The organism is Myxococcus virescens (assembly GCF_900101905.1).
GTDB classification, from domain to species: Bacteria; Myxococcota; Myxococcia; order Myxococcales; family Myxococcaceae; genus Myxococcus; species Myxococcus virescens.
In genome coordinates, this window is record NZ_FNAJ01000025.1 from 26,454 (window position 1) to 49,127 (window position 22,674).

Genomic DNA, 22,674 nt, shown 5'->3' on the forward strand with positions numbered 1-22,674 from the left:
GTCTACCGCTGAACGCTCGCCGCCCCCGGAACGTGCGCGGCTGGGACCGAGCACTACCTTGAGTCTTATGCGCCGACAGGCGAGCCTCGCGCTGCTCAACACCTTGTCGCTGACCCGGCTGCCCCTGGCGGTGGCCTTCATCCTCGTCCCGGATGCCTGGGTTCGCGCGGGGCTCGTGGTGTTGGCCGCCTTCACGGACTTCCTGGATGGGTGGATTGCCCGGCACAAGGGGCTCGCCACGCGGCTGGGCGCGCTCATCGACCCGGTGGCCGACCGCGCCTTCATGGTGACGGCCATCCTCGTCTGCTACCTCGACGGGCTCATCAGCGGGGTGGCGGTGCTGCTGCTGGTGCTGCGCGACGTCGGCACCACCGTGGGCTTCTTCGTCGCCCGACTGGCGCCCAGGCTGCGCTCGGTGGAACTGAAGGCGCGGATGCTGGGCAAGGCCGTCACGTCCTTGCAGTTGGTGACGCTGCTGTGCGTGCTGCTGTTTCCCCCCGCGGTGGTGCCCCTGGTCGCGCTCATCGGCGTCCTGTCCTTCGCGTCCGTGGTGGACTACTCCCACGCGGTGCTGAAGGCCCGGGAGCGGGACGCCGGACCGCGGCGGATGAAGCCGGAGTCCGGCGGCGCGACCTCCTCGGGCTCGTCCCTGCCGCCCGTGCGCAAGTAGGGCCGCGGCGTCAGGGCTGCGCCGCCGAGTCCGCGGGTTGGGCTTCGGGGAGCCCCAGCACCCGGGCCTTTTCGGTGGCGATGGCGGAGCGTTCGCCCTCGCTCATCTCCATCCAGACTTCATCCATGTCGTCGAGCAGACCGTCCTCCTCGGGTGAGTCGCCTTCAGGGTGCCGGACGCGGACGAGCCGCAGCTTGTTCAGGAGTGCACGGTAACGGTCGTAAGCAGACATGATGGGAACCTCCCCCTCGGGGACGAGCATCGGGCGTGCGACTGACGAAGCGTGGATGGGCCTGGCACCTCACTTCCCAGCCGGAGTGGAAGGGAGCACGGAAATCTCCATCGTCCGCTCTTCATCCAGCAGGTTCACCACTGCTCGGACGTGGTCGCCGGGCTCGAGCTTCCGCAAGGCGATATTGCGCCCGTCCCGAAACACCCGCGTCCGAGGGTCCACGCGCAGCGTCAGCGGCGGACCTTCCCCGAGGGCGATGGCCACCTCCGTGTCGCCCACGGAGCGCACCACGCCGGTATAGACGGCATCCACCACGGCCGTCCCCGGAGGCGACGGCACGTCCGAGCCCTCGGGTGGCACGTCATCGACGACGCCCGCGCCCCCCGTGCCGCCCGTGCCCGTGTCCTGCTGGTCAGCCGTTTCCCGCCGAGGGCTCACCACCCTCGCGCCTGGGGGAATGCCCGCGCCGCCCGTGCCCGTGACTTGCCCCCGGAGCTGCGTCACCTCCTGGCGAAGCTGCAACAGCTCCGCGCGCAGCTGGTCCACTTCACGCTGGAGCGCCGCGGCATCCGTCGAAGTCAGGGCCTGTCCTGTTGGCGCCTGCTCCGTCCGCGCGGGCATCTGCTGCGCGCCTTGCGCCGTCGCCACGCCGCCACAGAGCAACATGGACAGCCCCACGATACCCAACACCCACAAGCTTGCTTTGCGCAGCATGAGGCCCTGACCTCCTTTCCGTTTCAAAGGTGGGGCCTGCCGGGTGACGGACAACCACCGGCCCGGCCGGGATGCGCGGGGAGAGCCACCCACCCGGCGGGCCACCGCCTGCCCCCATGGGGAGCGCCCGCGGCGCGGAAATTCTTCGAGGCCACGCTGAAACTCCCAATTGCCTCGCGTCACTCCTGGGGCGCCGGGCCTGAGCAAGCCTGGTCCGGTGGTGTCACGCGGCGGACCGCGGCGCCACGGGTGTGTCTTTTCCTGGAGAACACCATGTCCAAGTCGTCTGTCTGGGTGAGCCTGAGTGTCGGTCTGGCGTTGGGTTTCGTGGGGGGGCGCGTTGCGCGTCCCACGGAGCTGGCCACGGGAACGGCCCATGCGGCCAACCTCGCGGCGAAGGCCCCCGCCCCCGGCGCGCGTCCGCGTGCGCCGATTTCGCCCACCGTCTACAAGGTGCCGGTCAATGACTCACCGACGGCGGGAGCGGAGGACGCGCTCGTCACGTTGGTGGAGTTCTCCGACTACGAGTGCCCGTTCTGCTCACGTGCGAACGGCACGGTGAAGCAACTCCAGGAGCGCTATGGCCGCAAGCTGCGCGTGGTGATGAAGCACCACCCGCTGGCCAACCACCCTCGCGCGCGGCCGGCGGCGCTGGCGGCGCTGGCGGCGGGTGAGCAGGGCAAGTTCTGGGAGATGCATGAGGCGCTCTTCGCCAACCCGCGAGCGCTGAGCGAGGCCGACCTGGAGCGCTACGCCATGAAGGTGGGCTTGAACATCTCGCGCTGGAACCAGGACCGCGCGGACCCGCGGCTGGCGGAGCGCATCCGCCAGGACGAAGCACTGGCGATGCGGCTGGGCGCCACCGGCACGCCGGCCTTCTACGTGAATGGCCGCTTCATCAGCGGGGCCCAGCCGCTGGAGGTCTTCACGGGCGTGGTGGACGAGGAGCTGAGCAAGGCGGAGGCCCTGGTGCGGACGGGCGTGCGGCCGACGGAGGTCTACGCGCGCACCATCTCCGCCGGAAAGGACAGCCCGCCCACGGAGCAGATGATGCCCGAGGAGCCGGCCATCCAGCAGGTGGACGTGGGCACCGCGCCGACCCGGGGCCCGGCCAACGCGCCGGTGACGGTGGTGGCGTTCTCGGACTTCGAGTGCCCGTTCTGCGCCCGCGTGGTGCCGACGATGAAGGCGCTGGAGGCCGCGTACCCCGGCAAGCTGCGGGTGGCCTTCAAGCACCAGCCCCTGGCGCAGCACGCGAACGCACAGGTGGCGGCGGAGGCGGCCATGGAGGCGCACGCGCAGGGCAGGTTCTGGGAGTTCCACGACGTCCTCTTCGCCAACCAGCGCAAGCTGGACCGGGCGTCGCTGGAGGAATACGCGCGGCAGGTGGGCCTGGACGTGGGCCGCTTCAACGCGGCGCTGGACTCGCGCAAGCATGACGCGCACGTGTCCGCGGACGTCGCCCAGGCCATGCGCGTGGGCGCCACGGGCACGCCCACGTTCTTCATCAACGGCCGTCCGGTGACGGGCGCCCGGCCGGTGGAGCACTTCCGCGCCATCATCGACGACGAGCTGCGGAAGGCGGCGCGGTAGTCGCGCAGCGACTCACGGCTCCGAGGCCGCGACCTCTGAATCAGAGACCGCGGCCTCCGGCTCCGGCGGCCGTCTCAGCACGCCCACGTTCGTCACCTCGCGGGCGTTGACGTTGAACTCCACCGTCCCAAGAGAGGTGCGCAGCACGTGTCTCCCCGGCTTCAACCCCGGCACGAAGATGCGGCCATCCAACAGCGTGTAGTGCGACGCACCGACCCACTCATGGTTGACGGTGACTTCCTCGCGGTAGCCCCGGGGGTGGTCGTCCCCGAAATCCATCATCCCGGCGACAGCGCCCGTCTCCTCCAGGTGGATGTCGACGGACACGCGCTCCCCCTTCCCACCTCGGACGACGGCGCTGCCCGCGCGGCCATCCGGCAGCCACGCGAAGATTCGCCCCGCGCCCACCCGGGGCGTCACCACGAATTCGGGGCCATCGAAGCGGACCTGCGCGTGGTCCTCGGCCGAGTTGCCACACCTCCGCCCCCGTGGACCGGGCTTCTGCGACCCAATCCAGGCCCCCTTCACCGGCGTGCCGTCCGGGAGGAAGACGCGACCGGAGACCTCGTACTCGCCAGGGTCGCTGGTGTACAGCTGCCACACCCTCCCGCCCTCCTCGAGCGCGGAGAAAGGGAGCGCGATGACCGCCGGAGCACCGGGCGCCAGCGTCACGTCCTTCCGTGCCGACACCGCCCGCCCGTTCCGGTGGCCCCACACGGAGAGGGAGTGGCGCCCCGACTCGGTGACGCCCGTGAAGGTGCCGTCCTGCTGGGGCTGGAGCCGGACATTCACGTGGACGGACTCCACCGACTCCGCCCCACGCCGGCGCCCCATCACCGGCTTGACGGTGACGGGAACGAACGCCCCGAGCTGGAAGTCGAACCGCCGCACCTCGCCGGCGGTCAGCTCCGCGCCCACGGACCGGCTGAGCCCCTCTCCCTCGGGAGCGAAAGGCGTCATGCTGACGGGATAGCCCGGCGTCACGCCATCCAGCGTGTAGCGCCCCCGTGCATCCGTCGTGGCCCAGACGGGCGTCATCTCCAGCAACATCGGGTCACCCGACGCGACCAGCCGGACACCCTCCGCCGGCGTCCCGTCATGCAGGAGGACCTGCCCCTCCACGAAGGCCCCTGGCGGCAACTTCAGCTCCACGACGAGCAAGCCCCCGGCGACCACGCCCACGTCCCGCTCACAGCGCTCGGCGTGACCGGCCCCTCGTGCGCAGACGGTCATCACGCCCGCGCCAGGCGCCATGAAGGTCGCCACGCCCGACGCGTCCGTCAGCGCTGTCTCGTCGGGCAACTGCTCTCCCAGGCCGGACGCGAACAACCCTCGGAGGAGCGATACCCGAGCGCCCGCCAGCGGCGCACCGCTGCCCTGGGAGACGGCCCGGACCTGAATCGAGTCCGCCGCGCCATCCATCGTCGGCGGCGGCGGGGGGAGCGGCGGCAGGGAGGGGAGCTGCGCGAACGCGGGAAAGGGCACCTCCACGAGCACCGGCTGCGCCGCCCGCTCCGCGCGCCACATGCCCAGTCCTCCGAGCACCGCCGCCATGGCACTCAGCCCCATGCCCCAGCGAAACCCGTGCATCATTGAACGGCCCCCAGTTCCAGCAGTGGAACCGGGAGGCTACCACTCTCCGTCCGGGTGGCACATCCCGGCCCGGCTACTCGCTGCCGTAGCCCGCGCTCTGCACGTCGATGAGGCGGCCGTTCTCGAACGTCACCACCTGCATGAAGCGGCGCGGCCCGAAGTTGTAGGTCCACTCCTCGTACTCCCGGGTGACGGACCGCCGCTCCGTCGTGACGCCCCCCGTGTTCCTGTCCGGCGTCACCGAGCCCGCAGAGTCCGTCACCGTGCGGAAGTTCTTCGCCGCCGGCTCCCCACACTTGGCGAGCACCTCGGTCTTGAGCGCTCCATCCGCCACCAGCGCCTGGCCACAGCGGAGCGAGGCCGCCTCCGCCGCCACCGGCACCCCGGCCATTGAAAGCACGACCGCCAATCCAAGAGCTCGCATGGGGTGTCTCCTCTCCATTCAGGTCAACGGCGCAGGATGTCCGTGTGGGCGGAGCACGCTACGCGTAGGGGTTGTAGAACTTCGCGAACGTCGCCTTGGCGAAATCGCCGAAAGTCATTCCAGGCTGGAAGGCGCCCACCTTCTGCTCGGCGGGGTCCACGCCCTCCGGCGGACGCAGGTGCATGTCATTGTCCGGCTGCATGAACACCGCGAAGGTGGCGCGGGAGATGTTGCGGCTGGCCGGATGGGCCAGCGCCTGCACCGCGTGCGGCGTGGACCGCAGCAGCCCGCCGGTGACAATCTGGGAGCTTTCGCCAATCTGGAAGGCCAGGCTGTCCTTCGGGATGACGACCTTGCGCTCCTCGCCGGTCCGCGTGCGCACGTACAGGCCCGCCTCCGGGTCCGGCACCGGGATGTCCTTGCGCGCCGGCTCCGTCGCGCCCGGCTCGGCCTCGAAGTACATGGCCGGGCAGAGCGCCGTGAGCGAGCCGTGGTCGCTGTGCCAGCCGCACCACGAGTCGCGCGTGCGCGGCGTCGCGTCCTCGTTGATGGCGAAGTAGTAGAGCAGCCGCGCCTTGCACGCGCGCGAATCACGAATCGTCTTCGCCAGCGCCGCGCCCGGTGCCAGGCGGCTGCCCAGCCTGGCCTGCACGTACTTGTCGCACTGCTCGGCGACCAGCACGCCCACGTCCACCATCCGCTGGCCCAGCGCCATGAAGGCGGGCCGCAGCTCCGGGAAGTCCGCGTCCGGCCACACGTTGGGGTGGTAGTTCTCCGGGTGCTTCTCGATGAGCGCCGCGTCGGTGTGCGGCACGTCGTACTGCGGGTTGTTGTAGTACGAGCCCTTGAACTCGTCGAACTGGCCGGGGCGCAGCAGCTCCTTCCCGTGGCTCCAGCCGAACGAGTAGCTGCTGCGCGCGTGGACGTAGCGGTCCTTCACCTCGGTGGGCAGCGCGGCGAAGCGGAAGCCCAGGGGCAGCAGGTTGTCGCGCAGCTCGGACAGCCCGGGGATGCCCCGAACGACGAGCAGGCCAATGCCGTCATGCCCGTAGGCGCGCTCGATGGCGGCGCTCAGGTCCGCGCCCGCCACGAGCTGCGCATAGTCGAGAAGAACCACTCCGTCTTTCGTTTCCGCCACGTCGCTGCTCATCCCAGGTGCCTCGTGTCTTCTCCCCACGGTGCCACACCGGCATCCGCGCCGGGCAGGGTGTGCACAGGCCACCCGTGACAAGGGAGACGGGCGCCATACTGCCCGGTTTGGGCGCATGCGTGCCACCTGCGTCTCTCGGTGGAGGGTGGAAACCCCTGCTCCCCTCCCTGCTCTCGTGCCAGGCCCCGCTCCCTCGTCCCCCAGGGCAGTCGCGCGCGGAACCCACCAGGATTCACATGGGGAGTCGTATTTCCTCTCACAAGGAGAACCCCGCGATGGAAAGCCCGCTGTATACCGGAGAGGTCCGTACCGTCGGAGAGAGCATGGCGCGCAGCATCACCGACGCAGGCGCCTTCAAGATATTCATGGACGAGCCCGTGGAGTTGGGTGGCCGCAATGGCGCCCCCAGTCCGCTCGACTTCATCCTGGCCGCACACGCGGGCTGCCTGAACTACATGACCTTCTACATCGCCCGGGAGCTGGGCATCCCGGTGACGCGCACGGACATCACCGTGCGCGGCGCACTGGACCCGTCGACGTTCGCCGGCAAGGGCGGCGGCGCCCGCGCGGGCTACCAGGCCCTGGAGGTCACCCTCCAGGTCCACACACCCGCGAACGCGGATCAACTCGCCCTCCTCAAGCGCGAGGTGGAGGCGCGCTGCCCGGTGAGCGACAACCTCGCCAACGCCACGCCGGTGCACCTCACCTTGAAGGCCGCTACTTCGGAGGCGTGACAGGCACCGGCGCCACCAGGGGCGCGGCGCGGCCGGGCCGGGGGACGAGGAAGAGCAGCCGCCCCTTCTGCTTCATCATCCCCGCCGCCAGCTCCGCCTGCGGGCCCGCGCCCCAGAAGACGTCCACCCGGCCCGCGCCCCGGATGGCCCCGCCCGTGTCCTGGTTGAGCACGAAGCGCGACAGCGGCTTCCACTGCACGGAGCCATCCGCCATGCGCACCGGGCGCTCGGTGTGGATGAAGGCCAGGCCGCCCTTGGGGAACAGCCGCGCGTCCGTCGCGATGGAGCGCCCCGCCGTCACCGGACGCCCGAGCGAGCCCACCGACGCGGTGTTGAGGAAGCGGAAGAACACGTAGGACTCGTTGTGGTCGAGCACCCGGTGGCACTGCTGGGGATTCGCGGCCAGCCACGCGCGCAGCGCCTGCATCGACATCTCCTCCTTGGGGATGGCGCCCTCCTGGATGAGCAGCGAGCCGATGCTGCGGTACGGCTTCCCATTCGACGCGGCGTAGCCGATGCGGCGCCGGCTCCCATCCGGCAGGAGCAACGAACCGCTGCCCTGCACCTCCAGGAAGAAGAGCGCCACCGGGTCCTTGGCCCATGCCAGCTCCAGCTTCCGTCCGCTGAGCCGCCCCCCACGGATGTCCCCGCGCGACCAGTACGGCACCACCTTCCGCCCGTCGAGCCGGCCGAAGACGCGCTCCGACTTGAAGCGCTCCGCGAAGGGCTCCAGTGGGACCTCAATCAAGTCGGACGGAGGCCCGTGGATGGGCACGTTGTACACGTCCGTGCGCGTCAGGCTCGCCTCGATGGTCGGCTCGTAGTAGCCGGTGAAGAGCACCTGGCCGTCCTCGCCTCCGGCGGCCTCCAGCGGCTCGAAGTCCTCCAGGACCAGGGCCCACAGCGCCTCCGGCGTGAGGTCCTCGCGTAGCCGCGCGTGCAGGCGCTCCAGGGCGGTCCGCAGCTCGGCGATGGAGACCTGCCGCGCGCCGTAGATGAAGCGGTGGTCGGCCGGGCGGCTCCGCAGCCACACGAGGCTCTCGGCGACGGCGGTCCGCAGGGACGCGACGTCACCGTCGTCCCGGGGCTCCATCTTGCGAGACAGGCCGACGAGCGCGTCCTCGGGCCTGGTGACGGGAGCGCGGGAGGGGCTCGGACAGGCCGAGGCGAGGAGCCCCAGCGCCGACAGCAGGAGGATTCGGAGGTGCCGCATGTCCATGTGGCTCCTCTACCTATCGCACCTGCCCCGGTGCGCGAATGGGAACGGCGCGTGCCGGAATGAGCGAACGGCCAGGCGTCAGCGGCCCTGGGATGCTCGCGCGGGGCCGGTGGCGGCGACGCAAGCGCTCAGCCCTGTCGAGGCGCACCATGAGGCGAGGCGCCCCGAGGGCCGGGGCGCACCTCTGCGCGCTCAGATGAAGTAGTCGGGGAGCAGCTCCGCCCCGGGCACCCTCTGGTACTTGTCGAAGTCCGTCACGCCCACGCCGCGAAGGACCTCCTCGTCGATGCAGAAGTTGCCGGTGAACTCGCGGCTCGGCTTGGTGAGGATGGCGTAGGCCGCGTCCGCCATGATTTCCGGCGTCCGGCAGCCGCGGATGGTCTCATCCCCGCCCAGCAGGTTCTGCACCGCCGCGGTGGCGATGACGGTGCGCGGCCAGATGGCGTTCACCGCGATGCCGTCCGAGCGCAGCTCCTCCGCCATGCCCAGCACGCACATGCTCATGCCGAACTTCGCCATGGTGTACGCGACGTGGGGCGCGAACCAGCGCGCCTCCATGTTGAGCGGCGGCGAGTTGTTGAGGATGTGCGGGTTGCTGGCCTTCTTCAGGTACGGAATACACGCCTGCGAACACGCAAACGTGCCGCGCGTGTTGATGCCGTGCATCAGGTCGAAGCGCTTCATCGGCGTCTCGAGCGTGCCCGTGAGGCTGATGGCGCTGGCGTTGTTCACCAGGATGTCGATGCCGCCGAAGGTCTCCACCGCCTTGGCCACGGCGGCGGCAATCTGCTGCTCGTCGCGGATGTCCACGACACAGGGCAGCGCCTTGCCACCCGCCTTCTCGATTTCCTCCGCCGCCGTGTAGATGGTGCCGGGGAGCTTGGGGTGCGGCTCCGTCGTCTTGGCGGCGATGATGATGTTGGCGCCATCCCGGGCAGCGCGGAGGGCAATGGCCTTGCCGATGCCACGGCTGGCACCGGTGATGAACAGCGTCTTTCCCTGGAGATTGGACATGGGGTGTCCTCCTATCACGAACGGGCGGATGGCTTCCGAGGCGCCCCCTTGGCGACGGGCTCCATCACTTCGCGCCCTCGGAGAAGGCGCGCTCGATGAGCATCTGCATGGGAGCGTGGGCCGGTAGCGTGCCAAACGTCTGTCCATGCGCTCCGCCCAGGCGGGACTCGCAGAAGGCATCCGACACGGCGGTGTTGCCCGCGCGAATCAGCAGCGACGCCTGGAGCGCCAGCGCCAGCCCCTCCACGATGGTGCGCGAGCGCGCCTCCAGCGAGTCCGTGTTCGCCAGCGCCTTGCCCAGCCGCGCGGTGGCCTCGTCGTAGGCGGGGTGCCCGCCCTGCGCGGCCAGAAGCTCGGCGAAGAGGGCTTCCCGGCTGGCCGGCTCGCGCGACGCCGCGCGCAGCACGTCCAGGCACTGGATGTTGCCGCTGCCCTCCCAGATGGAGTTGAGCGGGGCCTGCCGATACAGGCGCGGCAGGTTCGTCTCCTCCACGTAGCCCGCGCCGCCCAGGCACTCCTGCGCCTCGTTGACGAAGGAGGGCGTGCGCTTGCACACCCAGTACTTCCCCACCGCCGTGGCGATGCGGCAGAACGCGGCCTCCTTCTCGTCCCGAGGTGTGGCGTCCACCGCGCGGGAGACGCGCCCGGTGAGCGCGACATGGGCCTCCAGCTCCAGCGCCAGGTCCGCCAGCACGTTGCGCATCAGCGGCTGGTCGATGAGCCGCTTGCCGAACGCCACGCGGTGGCGCGTGTGGTGGATGGCCTGCACCAGCGCCTGACGCATCTGCCCGCTGGAACCAATCATGCAGTCCTGCCGCGTCAGCGCGACCATCTCCAGGATGGTGGGGACACCGCGGCCCTCCGCGCCCACCATCACCGCGTAGGCACCGTGCAGCTCCACCTCCGAGCTGGCGTTGCTCCAGTCGCCCAGCTTGTCCTTCAGTCGCTGGACGCGGATGGCATTGAGCGCGCCGTCCGGCGTGAAGCGCGGCATCAGGAAGCACGACAGGCCCCCCTCCGCGTGCGCCAGCACCAGGAAGGCGTCGCTCATGGGCGCGGAGAAGAACCACTTGTGGCCCACCAGCGCGTAGGGCTGACCGGGCCCGCGGCCTTCACCCAAGCGGTGCGCCTTGGTGGTGTTGGTGCGCACGTCGGAGCCACCCTGCTTCTCCGTCATGCCCATGCCAATGGTGGCGCCAGACTTCTGCGCTGCGGGGATGAAGCGGCTGTCGTAGGACGCCGAGCTCACGCGCGGCAGCCACTCCATCGCCACCTCCGGCTGGTGGCGCAGCGCGGGCACCGACGCATACGTCATCGTGAGCGGACAGCTCGTCCCCTGGTCCGCCTGGTTGTGCAGATAGAAGAGGGCCATGCGCGCCACGTGGGCGCCGGGCTTGTCCTCGTTGCGCCAGGCGAACCCCGACACGCCGTGGGCCATGCCCAGCTCCATCAGCCGGTGGTACGCGGGATGGAACTCCACCTCGTCTCGGCGGTTGCCATAGCGGTCGAAGGGCCGGAACCTGGGCTTGTTCTCGTTGGCGAGGAACGCCAGCTGCTGCATCTCCCCGCCCACCACGGGGCCGTACTTCGCCAGGTCGGCCTCCGCCCAGCCGCCACCCTCGCGGGCCACCACCTCGCGGAGCACGGTGTCCGTCGTCCACGCGTCGTACTCGAGCGGCGGAGGCTGGTTCGTGACTTCGTGCGTGAGGAAACCGGCGGCAATGGCGTTGCGTTCAGTCATGGTGAAGGTCCTCCTGGGGACGATGCCCGGTGCCCCTGGATTACCGTGAACACGCGCGGCAGGCCATCGCAACCCGAGGGGCGGATGCGGCGTGTCACCGCTTCTTCGCCTGCTCCAGCTCCTCGACCAGCAGCTCCGAAACCTTCCGCACACGCGGTATGTCGAGCGCGGACTTCGCGCAGACCAGGTGCAGCTCGCTGGTGGCATAGGGCCCCAGGTCCAGGTCGAGCGGCACGAGGCTCCGCTCCCGCACGAAGCGGTGCCGCAGGTCGCCCAGCACCATGGCCCCGACACCCGCCTCGGCCGCGGCCAGCATCACCAGGTAGTTGTCGGCGGTGAACACGGGCGAGAAGCCGGGGATGATGGACTCCAACTGGGGATTGGGCGGCGTCGCATCGAACGGCGGCGCCCAGGCCACCCACGGAATCTGCTGGAGCGTGGGCCGCCTGGGCAGCCTCGCCTTGAGCGACTTCGCCACGAAGACCGCGTTGCGAATCTGCACCCCATACACGCGCTTCAAGTCCGCGTTCGGCGGGCACCGGGCCCGCAGCGCGAGGTCTGCCTCGCCGCGCCCCAGGTCCAGGTACTGAATCCCGGAGAGCACCTCCAACCGCAACCCCGGGTGCTTCTTCGCCACCGCCCCCGAAAAAGGCGCGAGGAAGTCGAAGCACAGGTACGGCGCCGCCGTCACCCGCACCAGGCCGCGAGGCGACGTGTCCGACGACTCCGCCGCGCGGTGCAGCTCTCCGGCCCACTCCGCCATCTTCTTGGCCGGTAGCACCAGTCGCTCGCCCGCCGCCGTCAGCACCGCCCCATCCACGCCTCGGCGGAACAGAGAGGCGCCCACCGCGTACTCCAGCGCCGCCAGCCGCCGGCTCACCGTGGGCTGACCGATGCGGAGCCGCCGCGCCGCCCCGCTGAAGCTGCCCGTCTCCGCGATGGCGAGGAACAGCCGCGCGTCATCCCAGGAGATATCCATGAATGCATGACCTCATGCCTGAATCGCCATTTTCCATCCATTCTTGCATCGCTACCTTGCGCCTGTCTCGACGTGCAGGAGCCCCACCATGCGGAACCGTTCCCTTGCCCTCTCGTTCGCCACCGTGCTCGCCACCGCCGCCCTCACGGGCTGCGCCGTCACCTCACATGGCGTGCAGCCCTCCGCGCTCGGCAAGGCGCGCCCTTCGTCGGAGCTGCTACCGATGCTGACGCAACCCGGCCCCGTGGAGCTGGAGACGGTCGTCTCCTGCGACTGGGCCGTGGAGCGCGGCGGCCTCATCAACCTGGACCACCCCACCGCGAAGCGCGCGGGCCTGGAGGACGGGGATGAACCGGTCCAGGTCTTCTTCCACGCCCTCCGCCACCCGGAGAAGGGGCTCTTCATCGTCGACACCGGCGTGGAGACGGCGCTGCGGGACGCGCCGGAGAAGGCCGCCATGCGCGGGCTCGTCGCCAGCGCCATGAACATGGAGAAGATGACGGTGCACGCGCCGCTGGGGGAGTGGCTGGCGAAGCAGCAACAGCCGCTGGCGGGCGTGTTCCTCACGCACCTGCATCTGGACCACATCACCGGCATGGCGGACGTGCCCGCCGGGACACCCGTCTACACCGGACCGGGTGAAGCCTCCGACCGCGCCTTCGTGAACCTCGTCGTCCAGGGCAACAGCGACCGGGCCCTGGCCGGCAAGCCGCCGCTGTCGGAGTGGACCTACGCGAGGGAGGACTCCGGCCTGTTCGACGGCGCGGTGGACATCTTCGGGGACGGCTCCGTGTGGGCGCTCTGGCTGCCCGGGCACACGCCCGGCACCACCGCGTACCTGGTGCGCTCCACGAAGGGCCCGGTGCTGCTCGCGGGGGACATCAGCCACACCCGCTGGGGCTGGGAGCACGACGTGGAGCCCGGCTCGTTCAACAACGACGCGGACCGGGCCACGGTGAGCTTCAAGAAGCTGCGCGCGTTCGCCCAGGCACACCCCGAGGTCGAGGTGCGTATGGGCCACCAACACTGACGCGCGGAGGCTTCAGTTCCGGGTGTGCTGCCGGAAGAAGTCCCACATGATGGAGGTGCCGTCCGGTCCGGACGGGTCTGCGAAGGGATAGCGCGAATCCCCACCGGGCCAGGCGTGGTCCATCCCCTGGATTTCGATGTGCCGCGCCACCAGCGAGCCGCCGTAGACGTAGTCGTCCACCGTATACGCGCGCCCGCCGGGCACACTGGCCCGCGTCACCTGCGTGGCCACCGGACGGATGCTGTCGTTGGCCACGCTGTCATCGCCGTAGTCGCTGGTCTGGAGGAACTGCCGCGTCGCCTGCCGGCCGTTGACGATGTTGACGACGCTGTCCTTCGTCCCATGCACGACGAGCACCGGCGCCGTGTGACGCGGACGGCCCGAGCACTCCCACGCGTCCCGGCCCCGGTCATCCGGGTGGTAGATGCTGCCGAAGAGCATCGCGAAGCCCGTGCCCGAAATCGTGGTAGCCGCCTTGTACATGGCGCCCGCGCCAATCATCCCCGCCGCGAACACGTCCGAGTAGCAGGCCAGCAGCGTGCCTGTGAGCACCGCGCCGGAGCTCACGCCGCCCACGTAGATGCGGCGCGCATCCACCGCGTAGTGCCGCTTCACCTGCTCCACCATGCCCACCACGAGCGCGGGCTCACCGTGGTCTCGCGTCTGGTTGAGCACCAGCATGAAGTTCCAGCACTGCGTGGGGTTCGCGAACGTCGCCTGGTTCGGGTACAGCACCAGAAACTTCTCCGCGTCCGCCTTCTCGTTGAGGCGCGAGAGGCCGGCGAACTGGCTCGGGTTCTGGAAGCAGCCGTGCAGCGCCACCACCAGGGGCAGCGGCGTGTCCGCCTGGTAACCCGTGGGCACCCAGAGCTGGAAGCCCCGGGTCCCTTCGATGCCGTGGACCCAGGTGCCGGCGCGCGCGGGGGCCGCGGCGGTGAGCGTGAGGACGGCGAGCAGCAACAACCCCGTGCGCGAGCACGTGACAGCGTTCCGCTTCATTGGCTGACTCCTTCGGGGTGGGGGAACCGCGCTCAGCCCGGCTGCCGCGCATCCGCCGCGGCGTCCTCGACTCCGGCCAGGAAGGCCTCCACTGCGTCGGCGACCTTGTCGGGCTGGTCATGCGGTGACGCATGGCCGGAATCACTCAACACCTGGAGCCGCGCGTTCGGCAGCAGGTCCACATAGGCCCGCTTCGTGGACACGGGCGTGTAGTCCCTGTCGGACGCGAGCACCAGCACCGGGCAGGTGATGCCGCCCAGGTGCCGCATGACGCTCCACCCCACCAACCCCTTCGTCGCGCGCAGGTACGCGTCCGGGTCGTTGGCGCTGAATATCTCCAGCGCGCGCTGGCGAAGCGCTTCCTGCTCGGGCTTGGGGAAGAGCTTGGGCGCCAGGACCTTCGCCAGCACGGAGGGCCCCAGCAGCTTCAGCAGCGTCAGCCGCAGGCCGAACTCGAGCTTGCGGCGCAGCGTGTGCGCCACCAGCTCCGGCCCGCTGTTGACGATGACCAGGCTGCGCACCAGCTCCGGCCGGTCCACCGCGAGCTGGAACCCCATCATCCCGCCCATGGACAGGCCCACCACGTGGACGCCGGTGAGACCCAGCGCGTCACACAGCCCGGCGATGTCCCGAGCGAAGCGCGGCACGCCATAGGCGCCCGGCGGCTTTCCGCTGCGGCCATGCCCCCGCGCATCGGGAACGATGACGCGATGGCGGCCCGTCAGTCTGGGTGCCACGGACTCCCAGTCCCGGCCAGAGGAGCCAAGCCCGTGAAGAAGCAGCACGGGGGTGCCCTCACCCGATTCCTCGAAGTAGAGGGAGAGCTCCTCCAACTGGAGCAACGGCATGTTCGGACCCCAGATTCAGGTAGGAAGCGTGTCGAACCGCAGGTCCGAAGCTACATGAACGAACGTTCGTTTTTCAAGAGTACCCCATGAGCACCTCCCCCCGCTCTCGCCTGCGCGCCACGGATGCCCGCCTCCCCCCCACGGCGGCAGCCCCTCCCGAAGGCACGCGCCGACGCATCCTGGAGACGGCCCTGCAGCTCTTCGCGAGCCGCGGCTATCACGACACGTCCATTCGGGACCTGGCGTCAGCCCTGGAGCTGCGGCCCAGCGCGCTGTACGCCCACTTCGCGGCCAAGGACCACGTCCTCGCGGAGCTGGTGCGCATTGGCCACGAGGCCCATTTCGAGGCGCTGGAGACCGCGTTCCAGGGCGCGAAGCCCACGCCCGCGGACCAGGTGCGCGCGCTGGTTCATGCGCACACGCGCGTCCACGCGGAGCATCCGCAGCTCGCGTTGGTGGTGAACGAGGAGTTCTACGCGCTGAGCCTGGAGCTGGCGGCGCCCGCGCAAGCGCTGCGGGACAAGGCCAACGCCATGTTGCTGGACGCCATCCAGCGCGGCATGGCCCAGGGACAGTTCTCCCCGCTCCATCCTCACATCACCGCCGCGGCGATTGTGGGCATGGGCTCTCGCATCCCCCACTGGTTCGAACCCGGCGGCCCCATCGCGGTGGAGACCCTGGCGAAGACCCACGCCGAGCTGGCGCTGCGGATGCTGGGAAGTGTCTCCGGCGCGTGAGGCCGCACGCCCCGCGCGCTCGACAGGACTCGGCGACACGGCCGGTTGCTGCCCTTTGAATTTTCCCAACACGCTCGCGTCAGCAGGCGCATCCACCGCAACGGCGGATCCTTCCTCACGCTGGATACCCTCACATGACCACTCGCATGCTCTCGAAGCTCACGGCGCTCTCCCTCACCCTGTCCGCTCCCGCCTTCGCTAGCGCCGACGATGTCGAACAGGCCCAGGAGGACCGGGGCTTCGCGCTGGGACTGCGGGCGGGCTACGGAGTCCCACTGGGGCACGCCGCGGGCTCCGAGCTCGGCGAAACCCCCAAGATGAGCGAGGTGTTCAAGAGCGCCATCCCCTTGCAGGTGGAGGCGGGATACTTCTTCAACTCGAATGTCTACCTGGGGGCCTACTTTCAGTACGCGCCCGTGCTGCTCGCCGAGGACTGCGAATCGGACGTCAGTTGCTCCGCCGATCAGATGCGCTTCGGCATCAACGCGTCCTACCACTTCCGGGCGGGAGAGAAGCTCAGGCCCTGGATGGGCCTGGGCATCGGCTACGAGATGCTCAACCTGAAAGTATCCTCGAGCGAGGCCGGCGTGGAGGCCACCATTGGCACGGGCGTCCGCGGCATCGAGTTCGCCGCCCTCCAGGCCGGCGCCGACTATCGCATCAACGACACGTTCTCCATCGGGCCCTACCTGTCGCTGGCGGCCGGCGTCTACCAGTCGTCGACCTCCAGCATGGAGATGAAGAACGTGCCCATCATTGGTGATGTCTCCGAGTCGGAGTCGGAGAGCATCGACAACAAGACGGTCCACGCCTGGCTGTCCGGCGGCGTGCGGGCGCAGTTCCGCTTCTAGGCCGCGCCCACCTCAGTCCAGCAGGTGCGGGTTGCGCAGGATGAGCAACCCCGCCTGCACGGTGGCGGCGTAGTCGTTGAGGTGCCCGGCGCCGATGAGCGCCGTCACGTCACGGCTGCCCCCCGCGGTGAGCGCGGCATCCACCTTCTCGCTGCCCTGGTTGTACGCGGCGAGCGCCAGCCGCCAGTCGCCATAGCGCGCGTGCAGGTCCGACAGCAGCGCGGCGGCGGCCTGGGACTCACGCGCCACGTCCAGCCGCTCGTCGCGCGCCTCACTCACCTCCAGCCCGTAGCGCCGCGCCGTCTCCGGGATGAACATCCACACGCCCGCGCCGCGCAAGCCCGGCGCCAGCGAGGGCCGGCCATCCGTCTCCGGCATGTTCGTCGCGGCGGACTCGACGACGGCCACGGCCAGCAGTCCCTCGGGCAGCCCCTTGTCACGCAGCGGCGCGGAGAGCGCCTCCCGCTGCGTCACCAGGTTCGCCAGCGCGCGCTTCATGAACGCGCGCCCTTTCTCCGAACCGGTGAGCGCGTTGAGCCGCGCCAACACATGCGCGTCCACCACCACCGGCAAATCTCCCTCCGGCTGGCTGGACCGGGCGAGCGCCTGCGCCTCCGCGAGCGTCACCGCGCGGCCCTGCGCCACGCCTTGTGACAGCGCCGCGAGCGGCACCAGGACGAGACACAACGCGGCCAGGAGCACGGAAACACCCTGGGCACGGGCGGGACGAGGCTGGAAGAGCATCTGGATTCTCCGGGTGGTGGGGTGGGACATGCCGGTGACACCGGCGGGAAGGGGGGACTCGGGCCGCACAGACAAGGCCGCCTGGAGCAGGCACCGCGCGTAGGCCTGCGCCTGGGCCCGACCAGTGGCCACCAGCGCTTCGTCACACGCCAGCTCCTGGAGCGAGGCCATCCACCGGGACAGGGCATATGCGCCCGGATGCCAGAAGAAGGCGCCCGTGAGGACGAGCCGCGCGAAGGCCCAGTGCGTGTCGCGCTGACGGTGGTGCTGAAGCTCGTGAAGCACCGTCAGCCGGAAGGACTCCGCGTCCTCCAGCAGCGCGGGCGGCACCACCACCCACGCGGAAGGCTGACGCCCGGCGCGAGGAAACCACGCGGAGAAGGCCGGCATGCCCGCCCCCCCCAGCACCACGGCGACGCGCCCCACGCCGCGCACGCGGGGCAGCGACTCCAACTGACGCAGCAGGCGCGCATGCCGCACCAGCGCCCGTGTAATGAAGGCGCCTCCTCCCACCAAGAGCGCCAGCGCCGCCGCGGGCAGCACGGGCGGCAGCGCTGGCGCGGACTCCCGAGCCCGCGCAGGCTCCGCCACCGGACGCGGCTCCCACAAGGGCGCGGGCAGCCGCCCCGCGTGGCGCGCCACGGAACGCTCGAAGGTGAAGCGGGGCCCGGTGGGCACCAGCGCGTGCACGGCCGCGGCCAACAACGGCAGCACCAGCGCGAGCAGCAACACGCCACGCGCCACCTTCAAGGACTGCCGCGCCGACAGGGGACGGCCCAGCCGCGACAGCAGCGTCAGCGCCAGCCAGGCCAGCGGCGGCGCCACGGCGAGCAGCAGCGCCTGCGTCAGATAGAGCGACGCGAGTTCACGCAGCGCGGCGCTCACGGCTTGCGCCCCTTCGCGTCGAGCAACTTGCGGAGCTGGTCCACGTCCGAGGCGGACAGGGGCACTGCCTCCACCAGCCGCGCCACCAGCGCGGAGGGCGTGCCGTCGAACACCGTCTCCACCAGGTGGCGCACGCTCTGCGCCTCATAGGCGTCGCGCGGCAACACCGCCGAGTACAGGTGGCCACGGCCCTGCTTGCGGCTGTGCACCACGCCCTTCTGCTCCAGGATGCGCAGCACCGTGGAGACGGACGTGTACGCCAGCGCGCGCTCCGGCGGCAGCGCGGCGAGCACGTCCGCCACACTCACCTCACCGAGGCGCCAGACGATGTGCATCAACTCCAGCTCCACCGGCGTCAACGGCCGTGGAGCCACTTCGGGCTCAGGCTTGCGAGTCACGAGCGAACCTCCGTGACGCGCAAACTACTAAGAGATTAGTTCCAAATCAACTAACCACTTAGTTGCTCACTGATGGAGTTCCTGTCCCTACACACCGAGCGCCTCCCGCAGCTCCGGCAGGCGCCGCGACCGCACCGCGCCGTAGACGAACCGGTCCGGACGCAGCACCACCACGTCCGCGGCGTGCTTGGAGAACCAGTCCGCCAGCTTTCCGGTGACGTCCACCACCGCGGGTGCCTCCTCGGAGGCCTCGTCCACCGCCTCCGCCGGAGGATGGAACGTCATCATGCGGCCACCCAGCGACTCGGCCAGCGCGCGCGCTGCCTCCAACTCCGCCGACGGCGCGTTGCCCCGGCACAGCACCGTGAATTCATTGCCCAGGGTGTCGTCCAGCAGGACCTCCTCACCCGACGGCAGCTTCACGCGCGGCTGGATGAAGTACTCGCCCTTGTCGCCGAAGTAGTAGCCGCTCGCGTGCGCCGGGGCCTCCTTGAACTCGAAGCCCTCGATGAACTTGCGCACCCGGGGGATGCGCTGAAGGGTGCGCAGCAGCGCGTCACGCGCGGAGGCCACCAGGGGGTTGCGCGCCAGGAACAGGTGCCCCACCCGCACACACAGCTTCTGCACCGCCTCCACATGCGGCCGGCGCTCCTGCTCATAGGTGTCCAGCAGCGACGCGGAGGACTGCCCGTGCAGCACGCGCTTCAGCTTCCACGCCAGGTTGGATGCATCCCGCATCCCCGACACCAGGCCCTGGCCCATGAAGGGCGGCATGGTGTGCGCCGCGTCGCCCAGCAGGAAGACGTTGCCCTGGCGCCAACGCGCCGCGTTGAGGCAGTGGAACGTGTAGACCGAGGCACGCTCGATGCGCACGCGCTTGGGGTCCACGTACGGCGCGATGAGCTCGGAGATGGTCTCCGACTTCTCCAGGTGCTCGCGCGTCTCGCCGGGCATCATCATGAACTCCCAGCGAATCTGGTTCACCGCGCCGGTGGCCACGAAGGCCGGACGCTTCGGGTCGCACACGAAGCGGCAGATTTCCGGCACCTCCCCTTCCACCACGGTGCCGGACACCGCCAGCCAGGGCTCGCCATAGGCCCGCCCCGACATCGAGATGCCCAGCGCCTTGCGCACGGTGCTGCGCGCGCCGTCACACGCCAGCAGGTACTTCGCGCGGACGGAGCGCTGCTCGCCCGTGAACGAGTCGTGGTAGCGCACCGTCACCCCGTCGGAGTCCTGCACCACGGCCTCCACGCTCACGCCCTTGCGCAGCTCCACGTGCTCGAAGCGGTTGAGCCCGTCGCGCAGCGCGCCCTCCAGCAGCGGCTGGTGGAAGAACCACAGCGGCGTGTGGCCGAAGCCGAAGTCCGTCTCGCCGGTGTGAATCTCCGCGAAGCGCTTGCCCGTGCCGCCCACGTACTCCGCGAAACGGCTTTCCCGCATGTCGCTTTGCAACAAATCCAACAGTCCGGTGGACTGGTAGATGCGCAGGCCCTCGTCGTCGCACGAGAAGGCCCGGGGCTCGCCGTGCGGCGCCACGTCCCGCTCCAGCAGCAAGGTGCGCACACCCATGAGACCCAGCAGGTTGCCCGTCAACGCGCCCACCGGACCACACCCGCTGATGATGACGTCCACCTGCGTGTCCGTCTGCTGACTGTCACAACCCATGGATGCCTCCCGGGGCAATGTCTGGCATTTTTAATAACGAATCAGGTGTGACCACGGTGTGACGGGTCCGGAAGCCTGGATCAGCATCCGCTCAGAGCGGCGAGCTGCCGTGTGACGGAAAAACCACACGCAAAAATTGTCACTGCTGGGGCAATCCCTACCCGTTACGGAGGTTTTCGGCGGACGTGTTACCTTAGAGCCCCGCCCATGCGAGGAATCCCGGAGGACATGGCAGCCGACGGCCTGGTAAATACACAACGCTTTCGCCTGGAACTCTTGGGCGAAGCCCGGCTCCGGGTCGGCGACACACGCATCCCGCTGGAGCGGCGGACCGCGGCGGTGCTCGCATGGTTGGCATTGGAAGGCCCTCACCCGAAGTACCGTCTGGCCGGACTCCTGTGGGCGGAGTCCGGGGAGGCGACCGCGCGCAACAACATGCGCCAGCTGCTGCGCCGGCTGCGGCTCGCCTGCGGCGCGGAGCTGGTCCAGGGCACCGATGTCCTCTCGCTGTGTGAGGGGGTTGTCTCGGACGCCGCCGAACTCCAGGCCCACGTGCTCGAGGGGCGATACGCGGAAGCCCTCGCGCTGGAAGGCGTTCTCCTGGGTGTCCTGGAATACGAAGATTGCTCAGAATTCCAAACATGGTTGGAAGGCGCGCGTGAGCGGTTGGACAAGCTTCGCCGCCGGGCCGCCGTGGCGGAGTCGGAGTCGCGGGAGAAGCGAGGGGACCTGACGGGTGCACTGGCGCTCGCGGAGCAGCTCCTCTCCATGGACCCGTATTCAGAAGAAGCGTGGCGCCGGCTGATGCGGCTGCACTACGTGGCGGGCGACCGCATGGCCGCGCTCAACGCCTTCGAGCGGTGCCGCCGCCTGCTGCGCGAGGAGTTGGACACCACGCCGCTGCCGCAGACGGTGGCCCTGGCGCGCGAAATCGAGCGGGGCCCGCCCGCCCCCAGGCAGGTGCCCCCACCCACGAGCCGGCTGCCCCTCTCCGTGCTCCGGCCACCGGTCCTGGTGGGCCGCGAGCGCGAGTGGGCGCGGATGGAGGCTGCCTGGGAGGCGGGGCAGACCATCTTCATCGCTGGCGAGCCGGGCGTGGGCAAGACGCGCCTGGCCCATGACTTCGCGGCGTCGCGGGGTAACTACCTGCTGCTGGAGGCGCGGCCCGGCGAACAGAGCGTGCCCTACGCCTCGCACGTGCGGCTGGTGCGGCAGATGCTGGCCCGGGTCCCCGACCCGGACCTGCCACGCTGGGTGCGGCGCGAGCTGGCGCGCCTGCTGCCGGACCAGGCCGGGCAGGAAGGCCTGCCCCCGCCCATGGCGGACGAGGCCGACCGCAGCCGCTTCCTGGAAGCGCAGTGCCAGCTCGTCTACCAGCTCGCGGCCAGCGTGGACGCCATGGTGGCCGACGACCTCCAGTTCATGGACAGCGCCACCGCGGAGTTCGCGGTGCTGATGCTGTCGCGCCGCCACGCGCCCGAGCCCGGCGGCCGGTTCCCGCGCTTCATCGACACCTACCGGACGGATGAGCTGTCGCCCCAGGCCACCGTCTTCGTCCAGCAGTTGGTGACCGCGGGGCTGGCCATCCTGGTGGAGTTGCAGCCACTGGGCTCCTCGGCGGTGGGCGCGCTGCTCCAGAGCCTGGAGCTTCCCGGCGCGGAGAAACTGGTGCAGGACGTGACGCGGCACACCGGCGGCAACCCGCTCTTCATCACCGAGACGCTGAAGTACCTGCTGGAGACCGGCGGCCTGGAACGCGGCTGGCCCGAACACGTCCCCGCCTCCGGCCGGGGCCAGCAGCTCATCCAGCAGCGGCTGGAGCGGCTGTCCCCCTCCGCGCTGCTGGTGGCCCGGCTGGCGGCACTGGCCAAGACGGACTTCACGCTGGAGCTGGCCAGCGAGGTGCTGGAGATGAACCCGCTGGCGCTCGTCACGCACGTGGCGGAGCTGGAAGGCGCGCAGATTCTGAGGGGCGAGCGCTTCACCAATGACTTGCTCTTCGAGGTGGTGCGCCAGGGCGTCCCCGGCGCGCTGGGCACGCTGCTCCACCGCCGGCTCGCCGTGGCCCTGGAGCAGCGCGGCGCCGCGCCCGTCGTCGTGGCCCAGCACTGGCTGGACGGCCACGAGCCTCGCCGCGCGGCCCCCTTCCTCGTCTCCGCCGCCAACGCGGAGGCCGCCGCCCTGCGCCACCTGGAGGCCGCCCTGCTCTACCACCGAGCCGCCGCGCTGCTGGACGAGACGGGCAACGCCGACGAAGCGGCGCTCGTGCGAGGCCGCGTGCGCAACATCCCCTCCGCGTAGCCTGCTCGGCTCGGCGAGGTGCCGCCGTCACCTCGCGCGCCACACCCAGGAAGGCATTCAGGGCGTTGAGCGGCGCCAAGGCCATTGTGAAGACTTTCTAATCAGCGCGTCCCGATTTCACCTGTGACGCGCGAGCGAGAGCAGACGCAT

General features: G+C 70.0%; 21 protein-coding genes. 7 read left to right on the top strand and 14 right to left on the bottom strand.

Annotated features, from left to right (window positions below; translation table 11 throughout):
- Positions 1 to 67 precede the first annotated feature (67 nt).
- Entirely contained in the window at positions 68 to 670 is a 603-nt protein-coding gene (locus tag BLU09_RS35705; protein WP_090495622.1) for a CDP-alcohol phosphatidyltransferase family protein, read from the top strand.
- A gap of 10 nt (positions 671 to 680) precedes the next feature.
- Here BLU09_RS35705 and BLU09_RS35710 read toward each other — a convergent pair whose 3' ends face one another.
- Positions 681 to 902, bottom strand: a complete 222-nt coding sequence (locus BLU09_RS35710; protein ID WP_244172318.1) for a hypothetical protein — start codon at positions 900 to 902, stop codon at positions 681 to 683.
- 69 nt (positions 903 to 971) lie between these two features.
- Positions 972 to 1,616, bottom strand: coding sequence for a hypothetical protein (locus BLU09_RS35715; protein ID WP_167371226.1), 645 nt, complete (start codon positions 1,614 to 1,616; stop codon positions 972 to 974).
- 273 nt (positions 1,617 to 1,889) lie between these two features.
- Here BLU09_RS35715 and BLU09_RS35720 point away from each other — a divergent pair, with 273 nt between their 5' ends.
- Entirely contained in the window at positions 1,890 to 3,209 is a 1,320-nt protein-coding gene (locus BLU09_RS35720; RefSeq protein ID WP_090495624.1) for a DsbA family protein, read from the top strand.
- A 12-nt stretch (positions 3,210 to 3,221) separates the two neighbouring features.
- On the opposite strand, the gene BLU09_RS35725 is transcribed toward BLU09_RS35720, so the two are convergent.
- The 3 genes from BLU09_RS35725 to BLU09_RS35735 all read right to left on the bottom strand — a co-directional run bounded on the left by BLU09_RS35725 (position 3,222) and on the right by BLU09_RS35735 (position 6,376).
- Complete coding sequence (locus BLU09_RS35725) at positions 3,222 to 4,802, bottom strand: carboxypeptidase-like regulatory domain-containing protein (protein ID WP_090495625.1); 1,581 nt, start codon at positions 4,800 to 4,802, stop codon at positions 3,222 to 3,224.
- Between the two features lie 73 nt (positions 4,803 to 4,875).
- Positions 4,876 to 5,244, bottom strand: a complete 369-nt coding sequence (locus BLU09_RS35730) for a DUF2845 domain-containing protein (protein ID WP_011557225.1) — start codon at positions 5,242 to 5,244, stop codon at positions 4,876 to 4,878.
- Positions 5,245 to 5,284: 40 nt separating this feature from the next.
- Positions 5,285 to 6,376 carry a 2-oxoglutarate and iron-dependent oxygenase domain-containing protein gene (locus tag BLU09_RS35735; RefSeq protein WP_090495626.1) on the bottom strand — a complete coding sequence of 364 codons (1,092 nt, stop codon included), beginning with the start codon at positions 6,374 to 6,376 and terminating at the stop codon, positions 5,285 to 5,287.
- Positions 6,377 to 6,651: 275 nt separating this feature from the next.
- On the opposite strand from BLU09_RS35735, the gene BLU09_RS35740 reads away from it, so the two are divergent.
- Positions 6,652 to 7,110 carry an OsmC family protein gene (locus tag BLU09_RS35740; protein ID WP_090495627.1) on the top strand — a complete coding sequence of 153 codons (459 nt, stop codon included), beginning with the start codon at positions 6,652 to 6,654 and terminating at the stop codon, positions 7,108 to 7,110.
- Here the strand turns inward: BLU09_RS35740 and mltA are convergent.
- The 4 genes from mltA to BLU09_RS35760 all read right to left on the bottom strand — a co-directional run bounded on the left by mltA (position 7,094) and on the right by BLU09_RS35760 (position 12,063).
- Positions 7,094 to 8,329, bottom strand: coding sequence for a murein transglycosylase A (mltA, locus tag BLU09_RS35745; protein ID WP_090495628.1), 1,236 nt, complete (start codon positions 8,327 to 8,329; stop codon positions 7,094 to 7,096). The genes BLU09_RS35740 and mltA overlap by 17 nt on opposite strands.
- 192 nt (positions 8,330 to 8,521) lie before the next feature.
- On the bottom strand, positions 8,522 to 9,343 hold the full coding sequence (locus tag BLU09_RS35750) for an SDR family oxidoreductase (protein ID WP_090495629.1): 822 nt from the start codon (positions 9,341 to 9,343) through the stop codon (positions 8,522 to 8,524).
- Positions 9,344 to 9,407: 64 nt separating this feature from the next.
- Positions 9,408 to 11,084, bottom strand: a complete 1,677-nt coding sequence (locus BLU09_RS35755; RefSeq protein WP_090495630.1) for an isovaleryl-CoA dehydrogenase — start codon at positions 11,082 to 11,084, stop codon at positions 9,408 to 9,410.
- Between the two features lie 94 nt (positions 11,085 to 11,178).
- Positions 11,179 to 12,063, bottom strand: coding sequence for a LysR family transcriptional regulator (locus tag BLU09_RS35760; RefSeq protein WP_090495631.1), 885 nt, complete (start codon positions 12,061 to 12,063; stop codon positions 11,179 to 11,181).
- 88 nt (positions 12,064 to 12,151) lie between these two features.
- Between BLU09_RS35760 and BLU09_RS35765 the strand changes: the two genes are divergently transcribed.
- Positions 12,152 to 13,093, top strand: a complete 942-nt coding sequence (locus BLU09_RS35765; protein WP_090495632.1) for an MBL fold metallo-hydrolase — start codon at positions 12,152 to 12,154, stop codon at positions 13,091 to 13,093.
- Between the two features lie 12 nt (positions 13,094 to 13,105).
- Here BLU09_RS35765 and BLU09_RS35770 read toward each other — a convergent pair whose 3' ends face one another.
- Complete coding sequence (locus BLU09_RS35770; protein ID WP_090495633.1) at positions 13,106 to 14,092, bottom strand: extracellular catalytic domain type 1 short-chain-length polyhydroxyalkanoate depolymerase; 987 nt, start codon at positions 14,090 to 14,092, stop codon at positions 13,106 to 13,108.
- A gap of 32 nt (positions 14,093 to 14,124) precedes the next feature.
- A complete protein-coding gene (locus tag BLU09_RS35775; protein WP_090495634.1) occupies positions 14,125 to 14,940 on the bottom strand; it encodes an alpha/beta fold hydrolase in 816 nt (271 codons plus the stop codon).
- An 86-nt stretch (positions 14,941 to 15,026) separates the two neighbouring features.
- On the opposite strand from BLU09_RS35775, the gene BLU09_RS35780 reads away from it, so the two are divergent.
- Positions 15,027 to 15,677 (top strand): TetR/AcrR family transcriptional regulator, encoded by a 651-nt coding sequence (locus tag BLU09_RS35780; RefSeq protein ID WP_090495635.1) that lies wholly within the window; start codon positions 15,027 to 15,029, stop codon positions 15,675 to 15,677.
- 134 nt (positions 15,678 to 15,811) lie between these two features.
- Positions 15,812 to 16,528: an outer membrane beta-barrel protein gene (locus BLU09_RS35785; RefSeq protein ID WP_090495636.1), complete on the top strand. Its 717-nt coding sequence runs from the start codon at positions 15,812 to 15,814 to the stop codon at positions 16,526 to 16,528.
- Positions 16,529 to 16,540: 12 nt separating this feature from the next.
- Here BLU09_RS35785 and BLU09_RS35790 read toward each other — a convergent pair whose 3' ends face one another.
- The 3 genes from BLU09_RS35790 to mhpA all read right to left on the bottom strand — a co-directional run bounded on the left by BLU09_RS35790 (position 16,541) and on the right by mhpA (position 20,223).
- On the bottom strand, positions 16,541 to 18,157 hold the full coding sequence (locus BLU09_RS35790; RefSeq protein WP_090495637.1) for a transglycosylase SLT domain-containing protein: 1,617 nt from the start codon (positions 18,155 to 18,157) through the stop codon (positions 16,541 to 16,543).
- On the bottom strand, positions 18,154 to 18,555 hold the full coding sequence (locus BLU09_RS35795) for a BlaI/MecI/CopY family transcriptional regulator (protein WP_090495638.1): 402 nt from the start codon (positions 18,553 to 18,555) through the stop codon (positions 18,154 to 18,156). Before BLU09_RS35795 ends, BLU09_RS35790 begins: the two co-directional genes overlap by 4 nt.
- Before the next feature lie 87 nt (positions 18,556 to 18,642).
- Positions 18,643 to 20,223, bottom strand: coding sequence for a bifunctional 3-(3-hydroxy-phenyl)propionate/3-hydroxycinnamic acid hydroxylase MhpA (gene mhpA, locus BLU09_RS35800; protein ID WP_090495639.1), 1,581 nt, complete (start codon positions 20,221 to 20,223; stop codon positions 18,643 to 18,645).
- Between the two features lie 228 nt (positions 20,224 to 20,451).
- Between mhpA and BLU09_RS35805 the strand changes: the two genes are divergently transcribed.
- Positions 20,452 to 22,524, top strand: coding sequence for an ATP-binding protein (locus BLU09_RS35805; protein WP_090495658.1), 2,073 nt, complete (start codon positions 20,452 to 20,454; stop codon positions 22,522 to 22,524).
- Positions 22,525 to 22,674: the final 150 nt, after the last annotated feature.